This is a genomic window from Noviherbaspirillum malthae (genome assembly GCF_015352985.1).
In the GTDB taxonomy this organism is placed as follows: Bacteria; Pseudomonadota; Gammaproteobacteria; order Burkholderiales; family Burkholderiaceae_D; genus Noviherbaspirillum; species Noviherbaspirillum malthae.
Map to the genome: position 1 here is coordinate 1 of NZ_JACYXF010000036.1, position 18,779 is coordinate 18,779.

Genomic DNA, 18,779 nt, shown 5'->3' on the forward strand with positions numbered 1-18,779 from the left:
CGGCCTACTACTGCGAGATCATGCGCGCCGGCATCCAGTCGATTCCGCGCGGCCAGGTCTGGGCCGGCCAGGCGCTGGGCATGAACTACTGGCAGACCATGGGCAACATCGTGCTGCCGCAGGCGTTTCGCAACATGATCCCGGTCTTGCTCACGCAGACCATCGTGCTGTTCCAGGACGTGTCGCTGGTGTACGTGCTGTCGATCACCGACTTCGTGGGCGCTGCCTCGAAGGTGGCGCAGCGCGACGGCCGCCTGGTGGAGATGTACCTGTTCGTGGCGGTGGTGTACTTCATCATCTGCTTCGGCCTGTCGCTGCTGGTCAAGCAGCTGCAGAAGAAGGTGGCGATCATTCGCTGAGGACGCTGAGCGTGCCCGGGCATGGCCGAACATACGCAGTTTGAATACCGGATTGAGGAGAGAACATGATTGAAATGAAAGACGTCAGCAAGTGGTACGGCAGCTTCCAGGTGCTGACCGACTGCACGACGCAGGTGGCCAAGGGCGAGGTGGTGGTGGTGTGCGGGCCGTCGGGCTCGGGCAAGTCGACGCTGATCAAGACGGTCAACGGGCTGGAGCCGTTCCAGAAAGGGCAGATCCTGGTGGACGGCGTGTCGGTGGGCGATGCCAAGACCAACCTGTCGAAGCTGCGGGCCAGGATCGGCATGGTGTTCCAGAACTTCGAGCTGTTTCCGCATCTGTCGATCCGGCAGAACCTGACGATCGGCCAGGTCAAGGTGCTGGGCAGGAGCGAGGACGAGGCGACCGAGAAGGGCCTGAAGTACCTGGACCGGGTGGGGCTGATTGCACAGAAGGACAAGTTTCCGGGTCAGCTGTCGGGCGGCCAGCAGCAGCGGGTGGCGATCGCGCGGGCGCTGTCGATGGACCCGATCGCGATGCTGTTCGACGAGCCGACGTCGGCGCTGGACCCGGAGATGATCAACGAGGTGCTGGACGTGATGGTGGGGCTGGCGCAGGAAGGCATGACGATGATGGTGGTCACGCACGAGATGGGGTTTGCGCGCAAGGTGGCCAACCGGGTGGTGTTCATGGACCGCGGGCATATCGTTGAAGACTGCACCAAGGACGAGTTCTTCGGCGCGCCTCGCTCGGAGCGGGCGCGCGACTTCCTGGCCAAGATCATTACGCACTGAACGTTCAAGCAGGCCGCACAAGCCGTTCCGAAGTATCCGGGACGGCTTTTTTATTGGGCATTGCAGTCGGGAATGAAAAAGCGTCTGCCTCTATCGCGCACTGTGAAAGGTAAAATAGCGGCTCTTTCGAGAAAGCCACACCATGTCCAGTCCAGCTACTACCTCCCAGCCCTCCAGCATTACCCTCACTCGTCCGGATGATTGGCACCTTCACCTGCGCGACGGCGCCACGCTTGCCAGCGTTCTTCCGCATACCGCGCGCCAGTTCGCTCGCGCGATCGTCATGCCGAATCTCAAGCCGCCGGTCACGACCACCGCGCAGGCGGCGGCCTACCGAGAGCGCATCCTGGCAGTCTTGCCGGCAGACATGCAGTTCGAACCGCTGATGACCCTGTACCTGACCGACAACACGCCGCCGGATGAAATACGCCGTGCCAAGGACAGCGGCTTCATCCACGCCGTCAAGCTCTACCCGGCCGGCGCGACCACCAATTCCGATGCCGGCGTGACGGCATTGACAAAGTGCTACAAGACGCTGGAAGTTATGCAGGAAGTCGGCATGCCTTTCCTGGTGCATGGCGAAGTGACGGATTCCGACATCGATATCTTCGATCGCGAGGCGGCATTCATCGACCGCGTGCTGCAGCCGCTGCGCCGCGACATGCCGGAATTGAAAGTCGTCTTCGAACACATTACGACCAAGGATGCGGCGCAGTACGTAACCGAGGCGGCAGGCCCGATCGGTGCCACCATCACCGCCCATCACCTGCTGTACAACCGCAACGAGATATTCAAGGGCGGTATTCGCCCTCACTACTATTGCCTTCCGGTGCTGAAGAGGGAAGAGCACCGCAAGGAACTGGTCAAGGCGGCCGTCTCGGGAAATCCGAAATTTTTCCTGGGCACCGATTCCGCACCGCATCCCAAGGGCTTGAAGGAGCATGCCTGCGGCTGCGCCGGCTGCTATACGGCACTGCATGCAATGGAGCTGTACACCCAGGCATTCGACCAGGCAGGTGCGCTGGACAAGCTGGAGGCGTTCGCAAGCTTCAACGGACCGGCATTCTATGGCCTGCCGCGCAATACCGGCACGGTAACGCTGCAGCGCGAGCAATGGACACTACCCGCTGAATTGCCGATGGGCGATACCACGGTCGTGCCCTTGAATGGCGGCGAGCCGATCGGGTGGAAGCTGGTTTGATTCACGCAACGGGTGCCGCGGGTAGAAATTAGATCGTTCGAATGAACCCCGCTGTCTTCGCCGAAATCGATTGGGACCGGCCCTGGCTGGTCCCTGTGCGTGATCTCGGCCTGGCCATGCTTCGGCCCGGCGCATACTGGCGTGACATCGCCAACGAGATCGCAGCGAAGCAGGGACTATGCAATCACCGCGGCTTGCCCATCCGTTTTGTGCCGCAAGCCGATCTGCCTGCCGGGATGCCTTATGAAGGCTTCATCAGTGAAACCGGCGGGGTGCCTACGCGCGAAAACCTGCACGACTTCTTCAATGCGCTGATGTGGCTCGGTTTTCCATCCATCAAGCGCCAGCTCAACAGCTTGCAGGCAAGCGAGCTTGCCAAGAATCAGGGTGTGCCGCCGCAGCGCGGCATGGCACGTGACGTCGCGACGATTTTCGACGAAAACGCAGCCATCTTCGTCACCTCCGAGCCAGCCCTGATAGACGCCTTGCGGGAACATCGATGGAGAGAGCTTTTCATCGAGCGGCGCCAGCAATTCATCCATGCCTGCGAGGTGCGGCTGTTCGGCCATGCGCTCATCGAGAAGCTGGTCACGCCGTTCAAGGCGATTACGGCCCATGCCTGGCCGCTCTTGGTTGATAACGAATACTTTTCGTGGACCGAAGACAGGCGGCGGCAATGGCTCGATCAAACCATCGCGCCTTCACTGCAAAGCGGGATCTCGATGCGCGTCTACAATCCGCTGCCGGTTCTGGGCGTACCGGGGTGGCATGCGCGGCAGGATGAGGAATTCTATGCCGACGTTAAGGTATTTCGCCCCAAACGTCGGCAGGATCCGCCGAGCGGCTCGCAAGCTGCAGAGGAAGAAAAATAGAAATGGCAGCCTGCAAATTTATCTGCTTCTGAGTTGTACGGGACGACTGGATCGGTCATCGTAAACGCTACAGGCTGATACTGATTTCGTTGCAAGCGGATTAAGGAAAACAGTGCATTAAGCAAAGACTTCGACATTCAAGATCGATACTCGCACCCAGCTCTAATAATTAACGCTAACAATCGCAGACTAAAAACAAAAAAGCACCCGAAGGTGCTTTTTTGTTGTCCAATCAAAGCAGACTTACGTCCGCAATGGATTAGAAGCGGTGACGGATACCAACGTTCAGCCAGCTTGCGTCGCCGCCTGCTGCTGCACCACCGAATGTCGCTGCGCCATCATTCTTGATGATGGAGTAGGAGGTGTACAGGTTAGTACGCTTGGACAGGCTGTGGCTGTAGCCGACCTGCCAGTAGTCAGCGTCAGCTGCACCAGCGCCGAAGCGGTCGTCATGACGAACGTATGCTGCCATGATGCTGCCTGCGCCGATCGGTGCGCTTGCGCCGAGCATGTAGTCGCGGCTGCGGCCGGTACGGATGCCAGTTGCGCCTTCGTCACGGTTGTCTGCGTATGCTGCGTGAACAGCTGCAACGCCGAAGTTGAACGCGCCGCCCAGCAGGAAGGTGCGAGCATTGCCAGTGTCTACGCCAGCAGCAGTTGCTGTGTTCTGGTCATGATAAGCAAACACGCCAGTGATCGGGCCGTTGTTGTAGCCGAGCGATGCACCGAGTTGACGGCCGATGGAGCTGCTGCCTGCCACTTCACCCAGACCGTATGCCAGTTGGCCGTTGATGCCAGCAAAGCTTGCGGAATAGTTGATGGTGTTGTTCATGCGAACGCCGTACGGACGGAACACGGCGATGATGCCCGAGCCGTCACCAGTGATGCCTGTGCCGAACGGATCGATGGAATCCAGCGCGCCGAAGATCGGAGTGTACTGACGGCCGAGCTTGACGGAACCGAAGCCGCCATTCAGGCCAACCCAAGCCTGACGACCGAAGAGGAGACCGCCCTGTGCTGCTGCGCCAGTGCTGATGTCGTAACCGTTTTCCAGAGTGAAGGAAGCGGAGAGACCGCCGCCCAGGTCTTCTGTGCCCTTGAAGCCGATACGGCTGCCGGACTGAACGCCGCTGGACAGGCGAGTTGCCGATGCACCCGGATCAGTCTTGAAACGCTCGATTGCGACGTCTGCCACGCCGTAGATGGTGATGTTGGACTGTGCGGAAGCTACGCCCGCAAAAGCACCCAGAACTGCAAGCGCGAGAAGCGATTTTTTCATTGAATAATCCCCAAAGGTTTATCGAGCTAAATTTTTAGTAGTGCGTTCGGCGGACTGCCAAGGTAAAGGCGTCTGCCTGAAGGCGATGCTTCTTTAGAATTTAACTAAGAAGCCGATGCTTATTTCATCAAATATCGGCCGGAAGGACAAAGGGAATTTCGATTTTTACATCACTCGAAGCGGTTTTTGTGGTGGCTTTGCAACGTTATTGTCCAATTGGGTGGCTAACCGACTTTTGGTAATTGTCCGACTTTCACTCTTTGTGAGCCGGGAGAGGCGCACTTCGATTTCGGCAGGGCAGGCTGTGGCCAAATAAAAAAGCCGACCACCCGAAGGAGGCCGGCTTTAAATCAGGTTAAACAACTTGGCCCGGGTACTTGGCACCGAGCCGAAGTTTTCGCCTGCCTTATTAGAACAGGTGGTTCACGCCGATCGAAACGCCGGTGACGTTGGAGAAGGTAGCGCCAGCAGCACGCTGGATACCCCAAGTTGCAGGATTGCCTGCACCGGTGTAGGAGCTGCGATCGATGTCAGCGTACAGGTTGGTACGCTTGGACAATGCGTAAGTCGCGCCGACGATCCAGGTGTTGCGGCGGACGTCTGCACCTGCAGCCACGGCATCCAGCTTGGTACGGTAGTAGCCGGCTGTCAGCTGAGTGGCCGGTGTGATGGTCCAGCTGCCGCCAACCCATGCGTCATTGACGTCGTTGGTGCCGCCGGCAACGTCGGTTTCCTGCTTGGCGTAACCAGCCGCAACACGGAACGGGCCGGTTGTGAATGCGCCGCCGACTGTCCAGTTAGTCACGTCGACGAACGGAGCGCCTGCCGGAGTGGTTGCAGCGTCACGACGTGTGTACGAAGCGCCAGCAGCGAAAGGACCGCCGCTGTAGCCGACGCCGACTGCGCGTGTGGCGCCGTTGCGGGTGCTGCCTGCAACTTCGCCCAGCGCCCATTCTGCACGTGCAGTGATCGGACCGAATGTGCCGGTGTACTGGATGTCGTTATCCAGCCAGGTCAGGCCGCCGTTGCCGGCCAGCGGAACGATGCTGGTGAACTTGTAGGAGAACGGATCGTACAGAGCGATCGTCTTGAAGTTGACCGAGTACTGACGGCCGAGGTCCAGAGAGCCCCATGCGCCGCCCAGACCGACGAATGCGGAACGGTTGAAGAGCTTGTTAGCAGCGTTGTCGAGGGAGCCTGTGCCGGAGTTGAAGCCTGTTTCCAATGTGAAGTGAGCGTTCATGCCGCCGCCCAGATCTTCAACGCCCTTAAAGCCGATACGGTTACGGTTGAAGTTACCGTTGCTGAATCCGCCCATTTGAATGCGGCTGTTACCCGCAGCATCAGCATTGTTTGTATAACGCAGGCCAGCGTCGATGGAACCGTAGATGGTTACGCTGGTTTGTGCTTGAGCAGCACCTGCAAATGCACCAATGACTGCCAGTGCGAGAAGCGACTTTTTCATTAAATTATCTCCAAGGGTTGGCATGCTAAAATTTTTTTGTTGCCTTTTTTCTCAGTCGCCATGCTTGCAAAAGTCAGCGCGGCGCCTGGAACTTCTGACCTTCTGGTAAAGAAGTTATGGTGATTTCATCAAATGTGGGCGCTTTGGGCAAAGGGAATTTGGCGCATAAGACGATTTGCCGCGGAATATGTGGTTGAGTAACAACAAATTTTTCGCTTTTCGTGACTTGTTGGCAACAAAAAAGCCGCCTGATCGTTTTATTTTGGTACGGGCGTACTAAATCTGCCTGCCGACCCCAACCTTGATTCGCAGGATGTGACGAATCGATAGGCAGGACATGGCGACAGGAGCCCCATGCCTGCTGTCACTCACTTAATCAGTCAAAGGAGAATTTTTGATGCCGCATCTCGATGAGGTCCTGATTGGCTTTGACAAAATGCTGCGTGTCGTCGCCGGCGTGGCGCATGCGTCGCGTCAAAATCCCGCAGCGAAGGTGGCGGATGCGCAACTGGAGGAATCCGAACGTCGCCACAGTGCGGGCTTGATGCGGGTGAACCATGTCGGAGAGGTTTGTGCGCAGGCTCTCTACGACTCGCAGGCGCAGTTCGCCAGAAGCGAGCATCTGAAGGAGCAGTTCAAGCAGGCAGGACGGGAAGAGGAAGACCATCTCGCATGGACCTCGGAGCGGCTGCGCGAACTCGGCTCCCGCACCAGCCTGCTCAATCCCTTGTGGTATGCAGGGTCCTATGCAATCGGCGCAATTGCCGCCCGCATGGGTGATGCGCATAGTCTGGGATTCGTCGTGGAAACCGAGCGCCAGGTGGAAGCGCACCTGATCGATCACCTGGAAACGCTGCCGGCCAATGACAGCAAGTCGCGCATCATTGTCGACCAGATGAGGGAAGACGAGGCGGCGCATGGCGCGCATGCAAAAGAACTGGGCGCAGCCGACATGCCGGCCCCTGTGCGGCTGGTCATGAAGGCGATGTCAAAAGTCATGACGGGAACCGCTTACTACATCTGAACTTTGATTCAAGGAGGCCAGCCGTTCGTCGGCATTTTCCGGAAGGCGGCGCCTCTTCCGGAAAATGCCGGGTTGGCCGAAGCGCACGCGTCATTCCTGCGGTGCGCTTTCCTCCAGGTCTTCGACGATTTCAAATGAATGCGTCATCTCGGCCGTCTTTTCCAGCATGATGGAGGCCGAGCAGTACTTTTCGTGGGAGAGCTTGATCGCTCTTTCGACGACGTTCGGCTTGAGATTGCGGCCGCGTACGGTGAAGTGGAAATGGATCTTGGTGAAGACTTTCGGATCCTTTTCGGCGCGCTCGGACTTGAGCGTGACATCGCAGCCGCGCACATCCTGCTGACTTTTCTTCAGGATCAGGACCACGTCATAGGCGGTGCATCCACCGGTACCCGCCAGCACGACTTCCATCGGGCGAGGCGCAAGATTGCGTCCTCCGCCTTCAGGAGCGCCGTCCATGGCGACCACATGGCCGGAACCCGTTTCCGCCAAAAAAGTCATTCCGGAAAGTCCGGTCCAGCGTACTGTGCATTCCATTTTCTAATCTCGCTCAAGTCGGAAGGCGGTATTGTAACTATTTTCAGAATGGTTCTATCGGCAGGTGCGCCGCCAGCGACGATGCCGGCGGCACCTTCCGCGAAGCACGGAAGAGAGTGGGTTCGGGCTGTCGGTTACGTGCCTGCGCAAGGCAGATTGGCTTCGGAAGCCGGAGCGTCAGCGGCTGCATCGATAATCATTTGACGGCAAGTCTTTGAAAAGGCTATACTTTCAGGCTTTCCGTTCGCTCAGGAAAAGACAACAAGGAAGAGTCCGGCATGCAGTATCGAACCGGAACCGCCAATTTGAGCGTTTTTATCTTTTTAGGAAATCATCATGAAAACCTTTTCCGCTAAAGCCCATGAGGTGCAGCGCGAGTGGTTCGTGATTGACGCAACGGACAAAGTCCTCGGACGTGTTGCCAGCGAAGTGGCACTCCGACTGCGCGGCAAGCACAAACCCGAGTTCACTCCCCACGTCGACACGGGCGACTTCATCGTCGTCATCAATGCAGGCAAACTGCGCGTGACCGGCAACAAGGCTCTGGACAAGATGTACTACCGTCACTCGACCTATCCGGGCGGTATCTACGAAACCAATTTCCTGAAAATGCAACAGCGTTTTCCGGGCCGTGCGCTGGAAAAAGCGGTCAAGGGCATGCTGCCCAAGGGCCCGCTTGGCTACGCCATGATCAAGAAGCTGAAGGTCTATGCCGATGGCACCCATCCGCACGCGGCTCAGCAACCCAAGCCACTCGAAATCTAAGGAACGGACATGATCGGTAACTACAACTACGGAACCGGCCGTCGCAAGAGTGCAGTGGCTCGTGTTTTCATCAAATCGGGCAGCGGCAACATCGTTGTCAACGGCAAGCCGGCCGCGGAATACTTTTCCCGTGAAACCGGTCTGATGGTGATTCGTCAGCCCCTCGAACTGACCGGCAATGTCGAGCGTTTCGACATCCTGGTCAACGTGCACGGCGGCGGCGAGTCCGGCCAGGCAGGTGCTGTTCGCCACGGCATCACCCGCGCACTCATCGACTATGATGCAGGTTTGAAGCCGGAACTGGCCAAAGCCGGTTTCGTCACACGTGATGCACGTGAAGTCGAGCGTAAGAAAGTCGGTCTGCGTAAAGCACGCCGCGCAAAACAGTTCTCCAAGCGCTAATCTGCGTTTTCAGAGCATCGAAAAGCCGTCAGGTTCGCGCCTGGCGGCTTTTTGTTTTTTGCTTTTCGGCTTGCGGCGAGCATGCGGATGTGATGCCGGCACCAAGCCGTCACTTCATTATTGTGTCGACTTCGCGACGGAAATGCAGCCGGAACCAAATCGTCCGCACTGTTAGAATTTCGAAGTTGAAATCATTTTTTGGCAAGGAAATACCATGATCAAGGTCGGTATCGTCGGCGGTACAGGATATACGGGCGTCGAGCTGCTGCGTCTTCTCGCAGCGCATCCGCAGGTGCAACTTACTGCCATCACGTCGCGCAAGGAAGACGGCATGCCGGTCGCCGACATGTTTCCGTCGCTGCGCGGCCATGTGTCGCTGGCGTTCTCCTCGCCCGATAAAGCCAAACTGAACGAATGCGACGTCGTGTTCTTTGCCACGCCGCACGGCGTGGCGATGGCGCAGGCGCCGGAGCTGCTGGCAGCAGGAGTCAAGGTGATCGACCTTGCTGCGGATTTCCGCATCAAGGACACGGCGACGTTCGAGAAGTGGTACGGCATGCCGCATTCCTGCCCCGATCTGCTGGAGGAAGCCGTCTATGGCCTGCCGGAAGTCAACCGTGAAGCCATCGGCAAGGCGCGTCTCATCGGTCTGCCCGGCTGCTATCCGACCTCGATGCAGCTCGGCTATGCGCCGCTGCTCGCCCAAGGCAAGCCGCTGGTCAATGAATCCATGCTGATCGCGGACTGCAAGTCGGGAGTTTCCGGCGCAGGCCGCAAGGCGGAAGTGCATACGCTGCTGGCCGAAGCGTCGGACAACTTCAAGGCGTACGGCGTCAAGGGACATCGGCATCTGCCGGAAACCACGCAGGGCCTGCAGGCGATCGCCGGCCGCAAGATCGGGCTGACCTTCGTGCCCCATCTGGTTCCGATGATCCGCGGCATTCATTCCACGCTGTATGCGAATATCCTGCCCGAAGCGCGCGACGTGGATTTCCAGGCCTTGTACGAACGCCACTTCGAAGGCGAAAAGTTCGTGGACGTCATGCCGCCCGGCAGCCATCCGGAAACCCGCTCGGTGCGCGCATCCAACAAGCTGAGAATCGCGGTGCACCGCCCGGATGGCGGCGACCTGCTCGTTATCCTGGTGGTGGAAGACAACCTGGTGAAGGGCGCGGCCGGCCAGGGGGTGCAGTGCATGAACATCATGTTCGGCATTGATGAGACTACCGGCCTGACGCAGGTTCCGGTACTGCCGTAAACGGTATGTGTTGATCAACCTTACGTTGCATTGATATTGATGAAGTATCGGCTGTCGCGCCGCCGCGTTCCGGTGGCGCTGCCCAAACTCACCGTGCAGCGCGCATTGCCCTGGCCGGTTCGCGCACTTTTGATCGTTGCGATCGGCCTGGCAGGTGCTGCGGCAATGTGGGCATTCGACAACGGGCAGGTGCTGCCCGGCGCCGACCCCCATACCTTCCGGGCCCAGTTGTCCCGCTACAAGAGCCAGATCGAGACCTTGAGCGCCGAGCGGGATGCCTACTCGGCCACAGCCAATGCCGCGGAAAGCCAGCTCAACATCGAGCGCTCTGCCCAGAAGCAGCTGGCCGCCCAGGTCAAGACGCTGGAATCGGAGAACATGCGGCTCAAGGAAGATCTTGCTTTCTTTGAAAGTCTGCTGCCGAACGCAACAGGGCCGCAGGGCATTACGATTCGCCGATTGAAGATTGATCAAATTGCGCCCAACCAGGTAAGGTATCGTTTGCTGATCATGCAGGGAGGAAAGGGTGACCAGTTGTTCACTGGGAACCTGCAACTAAGCGTCAATACGTTGCAGACAGGCAAGAGTGCTATGATAGTTTTCCCCGAAGCCGCCTCGGCCGAGCAGGACAAGTTCAAGCTCAGCTTCCGGCATTACCAGCGCGTTGAAGGAATTCTCACCCTGCCGGAAGGAAGCGTAGCAAAACTGGTACAGGCGCGCGTTCTCGACAAGGGACAAGTTCGGGCGCAACTGTCTGCGAATTTTTAAAGGAGAGCCCCATGTTAGGCCGCAAAACAAAAGGCACGATTGACAGTCTGATTGGCATATCGACAAAGATCGAAGGCAATGTGCACTTCCAGGGCGGTTTGCGCATCGATGGCCAAGTCATCGGCAATGTAATTGCAAGCGGCGACGAGCCCAGCATGCTGGTGATCTCCGAACATGCAAAGGTCGAAGGCGAAGTCCGGGTGGCGCATCTGGTCGTGAACGGCGAAATCATCGGTCCGGTGCATTCGTCGGAACTGCTTGAATTGCAGCCGCGCGCCCGCATAACTGGAGATGTGCATTACAAGGCGCTGGAAATGCACGGCGGTGCCATCGTTTCCGGAAAACTGACGCATGAGCAGGTTGGCGAGCCGGTGCTCAAGCTGGCGATGTCGAATACGTGAAATGCGCCAAGCGTCTATAATCAAGCATTGACCTTTGCTTTTGCAGGAGCTCCCACATGAATGCAGTTACCGAAATGCCCGCACCGATTGTCTTCACTGATAGTGCCGCGGCGAAAGTTGCGCAATTGATCGAAGAAGAAGGCAACCCCGACCTGAAACTCCGCGTGTTCGTACAGGGCGGAGGCTGCTCCGGTTTCCAGTACGGCTTCACATTCGATGAAATCGTGAATGAAGACGACACCACCATGGTGAAGAACGGCGTCCAGCTGTTGATCGATTCGATGAGCTATCAATATCTGGTCGGCGCGGAAATCGATTACAAGGATGACCTGGAAGGTGCGCAGTTCGTCATCAAGAACCCGAACGCAACCACCACCTGCGGCTGCGGCTCCTCCTTCTCCGCATAAGTTTGTCCCGCTGGTGCTTGTCTCTGCATCAGCCTGCCAGATCCAATAAAAAACGCAGGCCGGACCTGCGTTTTTTATTTTTCCCTCGTTGTTTCTCCGTCGTCGCCTTCCGGGTCTGTCATCCGCCGGCGGGATAGCACGCGCCAAGTATCCGCGGCCCCGCCGCGCCAGTGACGGTGGCGAGATTGCCCGCCTTGCGCTGTACATGCCGGCAGGCCAGCCAGGCAAACGCCAGCGCTTCCACATGATTCGGCGAGATGCCGAGCACATCGGTCGAATGCACAAAAACGGATTGGCCGCGCTCGCCGAGCGCCTGCTGCAATAGCTGCATCAGGTGGGCGTTGTATGCGCCGCCGCCGCAGACATAGACATTGCGGGCATCGGCTGCATGCACGGCGATCGCATCGGCGAGTGTATGGGCGGTGAATGCCGTCAATGTCGCCTGTACATCCTGCGCAGGAATTCCGGGGCAGGCCTGCAGTCGCGCTTCGAGCCAGGCGCGGTCGAAGAGGTCGCGGCCGGTGCTCTTCGGCGGCGGCAGCGAGAGGAAGGGCTCCGCCATCAGTTCACGCAGCAGGGCCGGCACTATTGCACCACCCGATGCCCATGTACCGTTGGCGTCATAGGCCTTTCCCAGGTGTTCGGCAATCCAGGCATCCATCAGCACGTTGCCCGGTCCGGTATCGAAACCGAGAATCCCGCCGCCTTCTCTCAACACGCTGATATTGCTCATGCCGCCGATATTGACCACGGTCCTGACTTCGCCCGGTTCGCCGAAGACAGCCTGGTGAAAGGCGGGAACCAGCGGCGCGCCTTGTCCGCCGGCGGCAATGTCGCGGCTGCGGAAATCAGCGATCACGTCGATGCCGGCAAGTTCGGCCAGCAGGGCGGGGTTGTTCGTCTGGCGCGTATAGCCGAGCTCGGGGCGATGGCGGATGGTCTGTCCGTGAACGCCGATGGCATTGATCCGTGACGCATCGATGGCCGCCTCGGCAAGCAGTTTGCGCACGCACTCGGCATACTGCTGCGCGAGAAGGTTCGCGGCCAGCGCCTCGCGGTGGATCTCGTTGTCACCGGGCGCCTGCAGTGCCATCAAGTCTGCGCGCAAGGCCTCGGGGAAGGGGAGGTAGGCGGTGGAAAGCGTCGAAATCCGTTCGCCTTCGGCGCCGGAGAATTCGGCCAGCACGCCGTCGATGCCGTCCATGCTGGTGCCGGACATGAGGCCGATGAAGTATTGTGTAGAAGAATCAGGCATAAAAAAACCGTTGAGAAGCCTGCTGATTCTACAGGCTCGTCAACGGTTCGCTGTCCACCGGCGGGCGCCGGCATACAAATTATTTCGATGCCAGTTTGGTACCGACGTCCTTGCCGTCTTTGACCGGCTTTTCCGCCGGGTTGAGCAGTGCAAAGCGGTGGGTCATTTCGCCAGCCACTTCACGGAATCGCTGCAGATCGGCGCCGGCCAGCGGCTGCGCGTTGGGGATGTCGATCGACATCGGATCGCGCGGCTGATTGTTGACCCGGAACTCGTAATGCAGATGCGGGCCGGTGGACCAGCCGGTGCTGCCGACATAGCCGATCACCTCGCCCTGGTTGACCTTCGCTCCCTTCTGCAAGCCGGAGGCGAAGCGGCTCATGTGAGCATAGGCGGTCGAATAATTGTTCCAGTGCTTGAGCACGATCACGTTGCCATAGCCGGTCTGGACGCCGACGAATTCGACCACGCCATCGCCGGACGCGCGGATCGGCGTGCCGGTGGGGGCGGCGAAATCCACACCCTCATGGCGGCGCCACTGTCCCGAGATCGGATGCTGGCGCATGGAGAACCCGGAAGAGACGCGGGAAAACTCCAGCGGCGATTTGAGGAAGGCCTTCTTCAGGGATTTGCCGTCGAACGAGTAGTAGGCGCCACCCTGCTTGCTGCCGGGTTCGTCGAACCATACCGATTGGTAGCGGTTGCTGCCATTGCGGAATTCGCCGGCGAGAACGCGGCCGGCACGAACGAATTCGCCGTTCTGCCAGAAGGTTTCATAAACGACATTGAAACGGTCGCCCTTGCGCAAGTCCGAGGCGAAGTCGATGTTCGTGGAGAACATGTCGACGATCTGGCTTGCCACGCTGTCCGGAATCTGTGCAGCATCGGTAGCGGCGAACAGCGAGGAGCGGATTTCACCGGAATGCATCTCGACGCGGCGTTCCAGCGCGGTGGGAGCCTCGCTGGCGGTGAAGCCGTTGCCGTTGCGGGCGATGACGAGGTTTTTCACCGTTTGTCCGGTATTGTCCGTCAGCGTCGTCATCAGGCGGTGCAGCTGGCCATCCTTGTCGGTCTCCGCCTGGATGCGGCGTCCTGCCTTGAGCTGAAGTACGTTGTACGCAAGCTTGTCCGACTTGATGAAGTTCGCGGCGGCGTCGTCATTGACGCCGAGGCGCGACAGCAGCGTGGCAAGCGTATCGCCCGGCCGCACCCTTTCCTCGCGAAGATAGCTCTGGCTATCGGCCTGCAGCTGCGCGATCTGTTCGGAGAGGCTGGGAACGTTCAGTTCTTCGGTAATGGAGGTGACCGGAAGGTCGGAGGCGTCGGGAGCCATCGGTGCCACGCCGGCCGCGCCGAAGGCGCATACCGCGAGGAAGATGGCTGTGGCCGAAATGATGCGCGTCTTGCGCGCTGCACCGGGGGATGACTTGCTGCTCGAGTCCAGGCTCATGAATTTGTCTGTAGGGAGCATGCAATAAGTTAGAATTTGCGGTTTAGCCAAGAAGCCTGTGACCCTGTGTTGCGATCATGCGGGCTGGTGCCAGCGAGGGAATGCCGGCGGCACTTCCTGGAGCAGCCCGAAGCGTTGATGATCCGTCACATGCTTCGCTAGTTCTGTCATGCAACAACGACAACAGGTTGCACGGCTGAAAAGTAGCAGAGATTATATCAAAGCGATCGTATTGATTTTTCACAGTTAAATATTAATTTTGGTCAGCCCATGGACACCTCCAAGACATTGCAGAACAACAATACCCCGCAGCAGTCATTGCCCTTGTCGGACTCCGTCATGGAAACGCTTGCCATTGCCAAACGCGGTGTCGACGAACTGCTGATCGAATCCGAATTCGCGCAGAAGCTGGCGCGCTCGGAGCAAACGGGAAAACCTCTGCGGATCAAGCTGGGACTCGATCCGACTGCGCCCGACCTGCATCTCGGTCACACCGTGGTGCTGAACAAGATGCGCCAGCTGCAGGACCTGGGGCACACGGTCATCTTTCTGATCGGCGACTTCACGTCCATGATCGGCGATCCGTCCGGCCGGAATGTCACGCGTCCGCCTCTCACGCGGGAGCAGATCGAGGAAAACGCGAAGACCTATTTTGCGCAGGCCAGCCTGGTGCTTGACCCGGCCCGCACCGAGATTCGTTACAACTCGGAATGGTGCGATCCGCTGGGTGCGCGCGGAATGATCCAGCTATCCGCAAAATATACGGTCGCGCGCATCCTGGAACGTGAGGATTTTACAAAACGTTTCAAAGCTGGCACGCCTATTTCCGTGCATGAACTTCTCTATCCGTTGATGCAGGGATACGATTCCGTGGCGCTGCAGTCCGATCTCGAACTCGGCGGCACCGACCAGAAGTTCAACCTGCTGGTCGGCCGCGAACTGCAGAAGGATTACGGACAGGAGCCGCAGTGCATCCTGACCATGCCCCTGCTCGAAGGCCTGGACGGCGTCGAGAAGATGTCGAAGTCCAAGGGCAACTACGTCGGCATCACCGAACCCGGCAACACCATGTTCGCCAAGCTGATGAGCATCTCCGACACCATGATGTGGCGCTACTACGAACTGCTGTCCTTCCGTTCGCTGGACGAGATCGCCGCCTTCCGCAAGGAAGTCGAAGGCGGCCGCAATCCGCGCGACGTCAAGGTGCTGCTGGCGCAGGAAATCGTCACCCGCTTCCATTCGAAGCAGGCCGCCGAGGATGCGCTGGCCGACTTCAACAACCGCGCCAAGGGCGGCATTCCCGACGATATTCCCGAGGTCAGCCTGTCGGGCGCGCCGCTCGGCATCGGTCAGCTGCTCAAGCAGGCCAATCTGTGCGCGTCGACTTCCGAAGCGCTGCGCATGGTGGAGCAGGGCGGCGTGCGCATCGACGGCGATACCGTCAGCGACAAGGGTTTGAAGGTCGAGGCCGGCACTTTCGTGCTGCAGGTCGGCAAGCGCAAGTTCGCGCGCGTCACATTGGCCTGAGCGCATGATCGCGCTGCTGCAGCGCGTGCTTGAAGCGCGCGTGACGGTTGAAGGCGAAGTGACGGGCGCCATCGACGCCGGTCTCATGGTGCTGGTCTGCGCGGAACGCAACGACACGGCGAAAGAGGCCGAGGCGCTGCTGGCCAAGCTGCTGTCTTACCGGGTGTTCGCCGATGACGCCGGCAAGATGAACCGCAGCGTCGCCGACACCGGCGGCGGCCTGCTGCTGGTGCCGCAATTCACGCTGGCCGCCGATACCCGCTCGGGTACCCGGCCATCGTTTACACGCGCCGCCACGCCGGAAGAGGGAAAGCGCCTGTTCGATCATTTCGTGGAAGCGGCGCGTGTACGACACGGCAAGGTGGAGACCGGCCGCTTCGGCGCGCACATGCAGGTCTCGCTGACCAACGACGGTCCGGTGACGTTCTGGCTGCAGGTCAAGCCGCAAATCCCGGCTTGAGGGACAATAGGCGTTTTCATGTTTGCAACTCGTCAACCAATCAACCAGCGATGAAGAGGAGGCTACGATGAAGCTTTGGAGTGAGTCATTCAAGGACGGCGAACCGATTCCGGGGGAATTTGCATTCTGCGTGATCGACCCCGCAGCGCATGTCGCAATGTCTTCCAACCGCAATCCGCATTTCGCCTGGAGCGACGCGCCGGCCGGTACCAAGTCCTTCGCACTGATCTGCCATGATATCGACGTACCGTCGCGCGGCGACGATGTGAACCAGGAAGGCAAGACCGTGCCGGCCGATCTTCCGCGCGTGGATTTCTTCCACTGGACGCTGGTCGACCTGCCCGCAGGCATGCAGGCCATCGCGGCCGGACAGTACAGCAGCGAAGTGACCGCACGCGGCAAGCCGGGCCCGGACATCGGCGGCGGCCGCGCCGGGCGCCATGGCATCAATGACTACACCGGCTGGTTCGCCGGCGACGCCGACATGTCGGGCGATTACCATGGCTACGACGGCCCCTGTCCGCCATGGAACGACTCCATCCTTCATCATTATGTCTTCACGCTGTATGCGCTCGACGTCGAACGCCTGCCTGTCGACGGCAAGTTCACCGGCGCGCAGGTACGCGAGGCGATGCAGGGCCACATCCTGGCCGAAGCGAAAATCACCGGCATCTACACCCTCAATCCGCAGGTCGCGGTGAAATAAGCGAACCGCAAACAGTTCATAAACGAAGCAAAAACGGAGTCCCCGTGACAGAAATACTTTTGATCCGCCACGGGGAAACCGCGTGGAATGCCATCAGGCGCCTGCAGGGGCATCTCGACATTCCCCTGAACCCGGAAGGAGAAAGGCAGGCGGCGGCATTGGGCCGCAGCCTGGTGGGCACGAAGATCGATGCCGTCTTCTCCAGCGATCTGCAGCGCGCCCGCCAGACCGCGTCGGCCATCGCCGCCCATCACGGCTTGCCGGTGCAGACCGATGCCGGCCTGCGCGAGCGCTGCTACGGTGCTTTCGAAGGCATGCTGTATGCGGAGATCAGCGAGCGCTACCCGCAGGATTTCGCCGCATGGAAGGCGCGCGATATCGATGCCCGCTTTCCGCCGGGCGTGCATGTGGCGGAAACCATGCGCGAATTCGCCACCCGCACCATCGATGCGATCAAGCGTATTGCAATCGAGGCAAGGAAAAACGATTGCCGGCGCATTGCCATGGTGGCGCACGGCGGCGTGCTGGAATGCGCGTACCGCGCCGCGCTGCAAATGGATTTTGCGCAGGAGCGCACCTTCGACATCTTCAACGCCAGCGTCAATCGCTTCGCATGGGACGGCGCAGCGTTGAAGCTTTTGCAATGGGGCGATGTTTCGCATCTTGCGAAACTCGATGCCGACGCGCTCGACGAAGTCGCGCGCTGACGCTGACATCAACGGCGACATCGCTTCTTCGCTGCGCTGCAGCGGCAAATTCCCGGATCTGCTTATTTGATGGGCAGGCCGAACCGGCTAAAATACCGGTTTGCCCGAAACCTGCCTCTCCGTGAATATCGGCCCTCATTTACTCCGCAACAACGTTTTTGTCGCTCCCATGGCCGGAGTGACGGACAGGCCTTTCCGCCAGCTCTGCAAGCAGCTCGGCGCCGGCTATGCGGTATCCGAAATGGCCGCTTCCGATCCGCGCCTGTGGGCGAGCGAAAAGACGTCCCGCCGCATCAACCACGAAGGCGAGATGGAGCCCAAGGCGGTGCAGATCGCGGGCGCCGACCCGGCGATGCTCGCCGCGAGCGCGAAGTTCAATGTCGAGCGCGGCGCGCAGATCATCGACATCAACATGGGCTGCCCGGTCAAGAAGGTGTGCAACAGCTGGTGCGGCTCGGCGCTGCTGCAGAACGAAAAGCTGGTGGGGCAGATCCTCGACGCCGTCGTCGGCGCGGTCGACGTGCCGGTGACGCTGAAGTTCCGCACCGGCTGGGACCGCCAGAACAAGAATGCATTGACCATCGCCGCCATGGCCGAAGCGGCCGGCATCGCCATGCTGACCCTGCATGGACGCACCCGCGCCGACGGCTACAGCGGCGAAGCGGAATACGACACCATCGCCGCGGTCAAGGCTGCGGTATCGATTCCCGTGGTCGCCAACGGCGATATCACCTCGCCGGAAAAAGCCAGGCAGGTGCTGGCATTCACCGGCGCCGATGCGGTCATGGTGGGCCGCGCCGCGCAGGGAAGGCCGTGGATCTTCCGCGAGATCGATCATTACCTGCGCACCGGCGAACATCTGCCGCCGCCGCTGGTGAGCGAGGTGCGCGCACTGATGCAGGAACATCTGCCTGCGCATTACGCGTTCTACGGCGACTTCATGGGTTTGCGCACCGCGCGCAAGCATATCGGCTGGTATGTGCGCGACCTGCCGGGAGGCGAAGAATTCCGGCAGCGCATGAACCGGCTGGAAAGCTGCGAAGAGCAGCTGGCGGCCGTCGATGCGTTTTTCGAATCGCAGGCAGCCTGCGGCGAGCGGTTACAATACGGCCTCGCCGCGCAGAAGCTGGCAGCCTGACCCC

Annotated in this window: 21 protein-coding genes; 16 read left to right on the forward strand and 5 right to left on the reverse strand. The window is 59.6% G+C overall.

Annotated elements, in window-relative coordinates; genetic code table 11:
- The 4 genes from IGW03_RS25415 to IGW03_RS25430 all read left to right on the forward strand — a co-directional run.
- Nucleotides 1-359, forward strand: a 359-nt coding sequence (locus IGW03_RS25415) for an amino acid ABC transporter permease (protein ID WP_194725337.1), incomplete at its 5' end; no start/stop codon positions are given.
- Between the two features lie 65 nt (nt 360-424).
- On the forward strand, nt 425-1,153 hold the full coding sequence (locus IGW03_RS25420; RefSeq protein ID WP_194725338.1) for an amino acid ABC transporter ATP-binding protein: 729 nt from the start codon (nt 425-427) through the stop codon (nt 1,151-1,153).
- A 142-nt stretch (nt 1,154-1,295) separates the two neighbouring features.
- The gene (pyrC, locus tag IGW03_RS25425; RefSeq protein ID WP_194725339.1) at nt 1,296-2,354 is read left to right on the forward strand and encodes a dihydroorotase; all 1,059 of its coding nucleotides are present in this window, start codon (nt 1,296-1,298) and stop codon (nt 2,352-2,354) included.
- 41 nt (nt 2,355-2,395) lie between these two features.
- Entirely contained in the window at nt 2,396-3,226 is an 831-nt protein-coding gene (locus IGW03_RS25430; RefSeq protein ID WP_194725340.1) for a DUF3025 domain-containing protein, read from the forward strand.
- 259 nt (nt 3,227-3,485) lie between these two features.
- Here IGW03_RS25430 and IGW03_RS25435 read toward each other — a convergent pair whose 3' ends face one another.
- The gene (locus IGW03_RS25435) at nt 3,486-4,505 is read right to left on the reverse strand and encodes a porin (RefSeq protein ID WP_194725341.1); all 1,020 of its coding nucleotides are present in this window, start codon (nt 4,503-4,505) and stop codon (nt 3,486-3,488) included.
- Nucleotides 4,506-4,914: 409 nt separating this feature from the next.
- Nucleotides 4,915-5,970: a porin gene (locus tag IGW03_RS25440; RefSeq protein WP_194725342.1), complete on the reverse strand. Its 1,056-nt coding sequence runs from the start codon at nt 5,968-5,970 to the stop codon at nt 4,915-4,917.
- Nucleotides 5,971-6,367: 397 nt separating this feature from the next.
- Here IGW03_RS25440 and coq7 point away from each other — a divergent pair, with 397 nt between their 5' ends.
- A complete protein-coding gene (gene coq7 / locus IGW03_RS25445; protein WP_194725343.1) occupies nt 6,368-6,994 on the forward strand; it encodes a 2-polyprenyl-3-methyl-6-methoxy-1,4-benzoquinone monooxygenase in 627 nt (208 codons plus the stop codon).
- 90 nt (nt 6,995-7,084) lie between these two features.
- Here the strand turns inward: coq7 and IGW03_RS25450 are convergent, their stop codons facing one another.
- Entirely contained in the window at nt 7,085-7,531 is a 447-nt protein-coding gene (locus IGW03_RS25450; RefSeq protein ID WP_194725344.1) for an OsmC family protein, read from the reverse strand.
- A gap of 336 nt (nt 7,532-7,867) precedes the next feature.
- Between IGW03_RS25450 and rplM the strand changes: the two genes are divergently transcribed.
- The 6 genes from rplM to erpA all read left to right on the forward strand — a co-directional run bounded on the left by rplM (nt 7,868) and on the right by erpA (nt 11,532).
- A complete protein-coding gene (gene rplM, locus IGW03_RS25455) occupies nt 7,868-8,296 on the forward strand; it encodes a 50S ribosomal protein L13 (protein ID WP_194725345.1) in 429 nt (142 codons plus the stop codon).
- 9 nt (nt 8,297-8,305) lie between these two features.
- The gene (gene rpsI / locus IGW03_RS25460) at nt 8,306-8,698 is read left to right on the forward strand and encodes a 30S ribosomal protein S9 (protein WP_194725346.1); all 393 of its coding nucleotides are present in this window, start codon (nt 8,306-8,308) and stop codon (nt 8,696-8,698) included.
- 214 nt (nt 8,699-8,912) lie between these two features.
- Nucleotides 8,913-9,956: an N-acetyl-gamma-glutamyl-phosphate reductase gene (gene argC, locus IGW03_RS25465; RefSeq protein ID WP_194725347.1), complete on the forward strand. Its 1,044-nt coding sequence runs from the start codon at nt 8,913-8,915 to the stop codon at nt 9,954-9,956.
- 39 nt (nt 9,957-9,995) lie between these two features.
- A complete protein-coding gene (locus tag IGW03_RS25470) occupies nt 9,996-10,724 on the forward strand; it encodes a DUF6776 family protein (RefSeq protein ID WP_194725348.1) in 729 nt (242 codons plus the stop codon).
- Between the two features lie 11 nt (nt 10,725-10,735).
- On the forward strand, nt 10,736-11,125 hold the full coding sequence (locus IGW03_RS25475) for a bactofilin family protein (RefSeq protein ID WP_194725349.1): 390 nt from the start codon (nt 10,736-10,738) through the stop codon (nt 11,123-11,125).
- Between the two features lie 56 nt (nt 11,126-11,181).
- Nucleotides 11,182-11,532, forward strand: a complete 351-nt coding sequence (gene erpA, locus IGW03_RS25480) for an iron-sulfur cluster insertion protein ErpA (RefSeq protein WP_151638851.1) — start codon at nt 11,182-11,184, stop codon at nt 11,530-11,532.
- 118 nt (nt 11,533-11,650) lie between these two features.
- Here the strand turns inward: erpA and IGW03_RS25485 are convergent, their stop codons facing one another.
- Complete coding sequence (locus tag IGW03_RS25485; RefSeq protein ID WP_194725350.1) at nt 11,651-12,787, reverse strand: anhydro-N-acetylmuramic acid kinase; 1,137 nt, start codon at nt 12,785-12,787, stop codon at nt 11,651-11,653.
- A gap of 79 nt (nt 12,788-12,866) precedes the next feature.
- Complete coding sequence (locus IGW03_RS25490; protein ID WP_194725351.1) at nt 12,867-14,258, reverse strand: M23 family metallopeptidase; 1,392 nt, start codon at nt 14,256-14,258, stop codon at nt 12,867-12,869.
- Nucleotides 14,259-14,507: 249 nt separating this feature from the next.
- On the opposite strand from IGW03_RS25490, the gene tyrS reads away from it, so the two are divergent.
- The 5 genes from tyrS to dusB all read left to right on the forward strand — a co-directional run bounded on the left by tyrS (nt 14,508) and on the right by dusB (nt 18,775).
- Complete coding sequence (gene tyrS / locus IGW03_RS25495) at nt 14,508-15,764, forward strand: tyrosine--tRNA ligase (RefSeq protein ID WP_194725352.1); 1,257 nt, start codon at nt 14,508-14,510, stop codon at nt 15,762-15,764.
- Between the two features lie 4 nt (nt 15,765-15,768).
- Nucleotides 15,769-16,224 carry a D-aminoacyl-tRNA deacylase gene (gene dtd / locus IGW03_RS25500; RefSeq protein WP_194725353.1) on the forward strand — a complete coding sequence of 152 codons (456 nt, stop codon included), beginning with the start codon at nt 15,769-15,771 and terminating at the stop codon, nt 16,222-16,224.
- Between the two features lie 67 nt (nt 16,225-16,291).
- Nucleotides 16,292-16,930 carry a YbhB/YbcL family Raf kinase inhibitor-like protein gene (locus IGW03_RS25505; protein ID WP_194725354.1) on the forward strand — a complete coding sequence of 213 codons (639 nt, stop codon included), beginning with the start codon at nt 16,292-16,294 and terminating at the stop codon, nt 16,928-16,930.
- Nucleotides 16,931-16,974: 44 nt separating this feature from the next.
- On the forward strand, nt 16,975-17,637 hold the full coding sequence (locus IGW03_RS25510; protein ID WP_194725355.1) for a histidine phosphatase family protein: 663 nt from the start codon (nt 16,975-16,977) through the stop codon (nt 17,635-17,637).
- A gap of 121 nt (nt 17,638-17,758) precedes the next feature.
- Nucleotides 17,759-18,775, forward strand: a complete 1,017-nt coding sequence (gene dusB / locus IGW03_RS25515) for a tRNA dihydrouridine synthase DusB (protein ID WP_194725356.1) — start codon at nt 17,759-17,761, stop codon at nt 18,773-18,775.
- Nucleotides 18,776-18,779 lie beyond the last annotated feature (4 nt).

Bases quoted from the DNA above. Each gene is read 5' to 3' on its own strand.
- IGW03_RS25420 (WP_194725338.1), top strand. From the start codon at position 425: ATGATTGAAATGAAAGACGTCAGCAAGTGGTACGGCAGCTTCCAGGTG.
- pyrC (WP_194725339.1), top strand. From the start codon at position 1,296: ATGTCCAGTCCAGCTACTACCTCCCAGCCCTCCAGCATTACCCTCACT.
- IGW03_RS25430 (WP_194725340.1), top strand. From the start codon at position 2,396: ATGAACCCCGCTGTCTTCGCCGAAATCGATTGGGACCGGCCCTGGCTG.
- IGW03_RS25435 (WP_194725341.1), bottom strand. From the start codon at position 4,505: ATGAAAAAATCGCTTCTCGCGCTTGCAGTTCTGGGTGCTTTTGCGGGC.
- IGW03_RS25440 (WP_194725342.1), bottom strand. From the start codon at position 5,970: ATGAAAAAGTCGCTTCTCGCACTGGCAGTCATTGGTGCATTTGCAGGT.
- coq7 (WP_194725343.1), top strand. From the start codon at position 6,368: ATGCCGCATCTCGATGAGGTCCTGATTGGCTTTGACAAAATGCTGCGT.
- IGW03_RS25450 (WP_194725344.1), bottom strand. From the start codon at position 7,531: ATGGAATGCACAGTACGCTGGACCGGACTTTCCGGAATGACTTTTTTG.
- rplM (WP_194725345.1), top strand. From the start codon at position 7,868: ATGAAAACCTTTTCCGCTAAAGCCCATGAGGTGCAGCGCGAGTGGTTC.
- rpsI (WP_194725346.1), top strand. From the start codon at position 8,306: ATGATCGGTAACTACAACTACGGAACCGGCCGTCGCAAGAGTGCAGTG.
- argC (WP_194725347.1), top strand. From the start codon at position 8,913: ATGATCAAGGTCGGTATCGTCGGCGGTACAGGATATACGGGCGTCGAG.
- IGW03_RS25470 (WP_194725348.1), top strand. From the start codon at position 9,996: ATGAAGTATCGGCTGTCGCGCCGCCGCGTTCCGGTGGCGCTGCCCAAA.
- IGW03_RS25475 (WP_194725349.1), top strand. From the start codon at position 10,736: ATGTTAGGCCGCAAAACAAAAGGCACGATTGACAGTCTGATTGGCATA.
- erpA (WP_151638851.1), top strand. From the start codon at position 11,182: ATGAATGCAGTTACCGAAATGCCCGCACCGATTGTCTTCACTGATAGT.
- IGW03_RS25485 (WP_194725350.1), bottom strand. From the start codon at position 12,787: ATGCCTGATTCTTCTACACAATACTTCATCGGCCTCATGTCCGGCACC.
- IGW03_RS25490 (WP_194725351.1), bottom strand. From the start codon at position 14,258: ATGCTCCCTACAGACAAATTCATGAGCCTGGACTCGAGCAGCAAGTCA.
- tyrS (WP_194725352.1), top strand. From the start codon at position 14,508: ATGGACACCTCCAAGACATTGCAGAACAACAATACCCCGCAGCAGTCA.
- dtd (WP_194725353.1), top strand. From the start codon at position 15,769: ATGATCGCGCTGCTGCAGCGCGTGCTTGAAGCGCGCGTGACGGTTGAA.
- IGW03_RS25505 (WP_194725354.1), top strand. From the start codon at position 16,292: ATGAAGCTTTGGAGTGAGTCATTCAAGGACGGCGAACCGATTCCGGGG.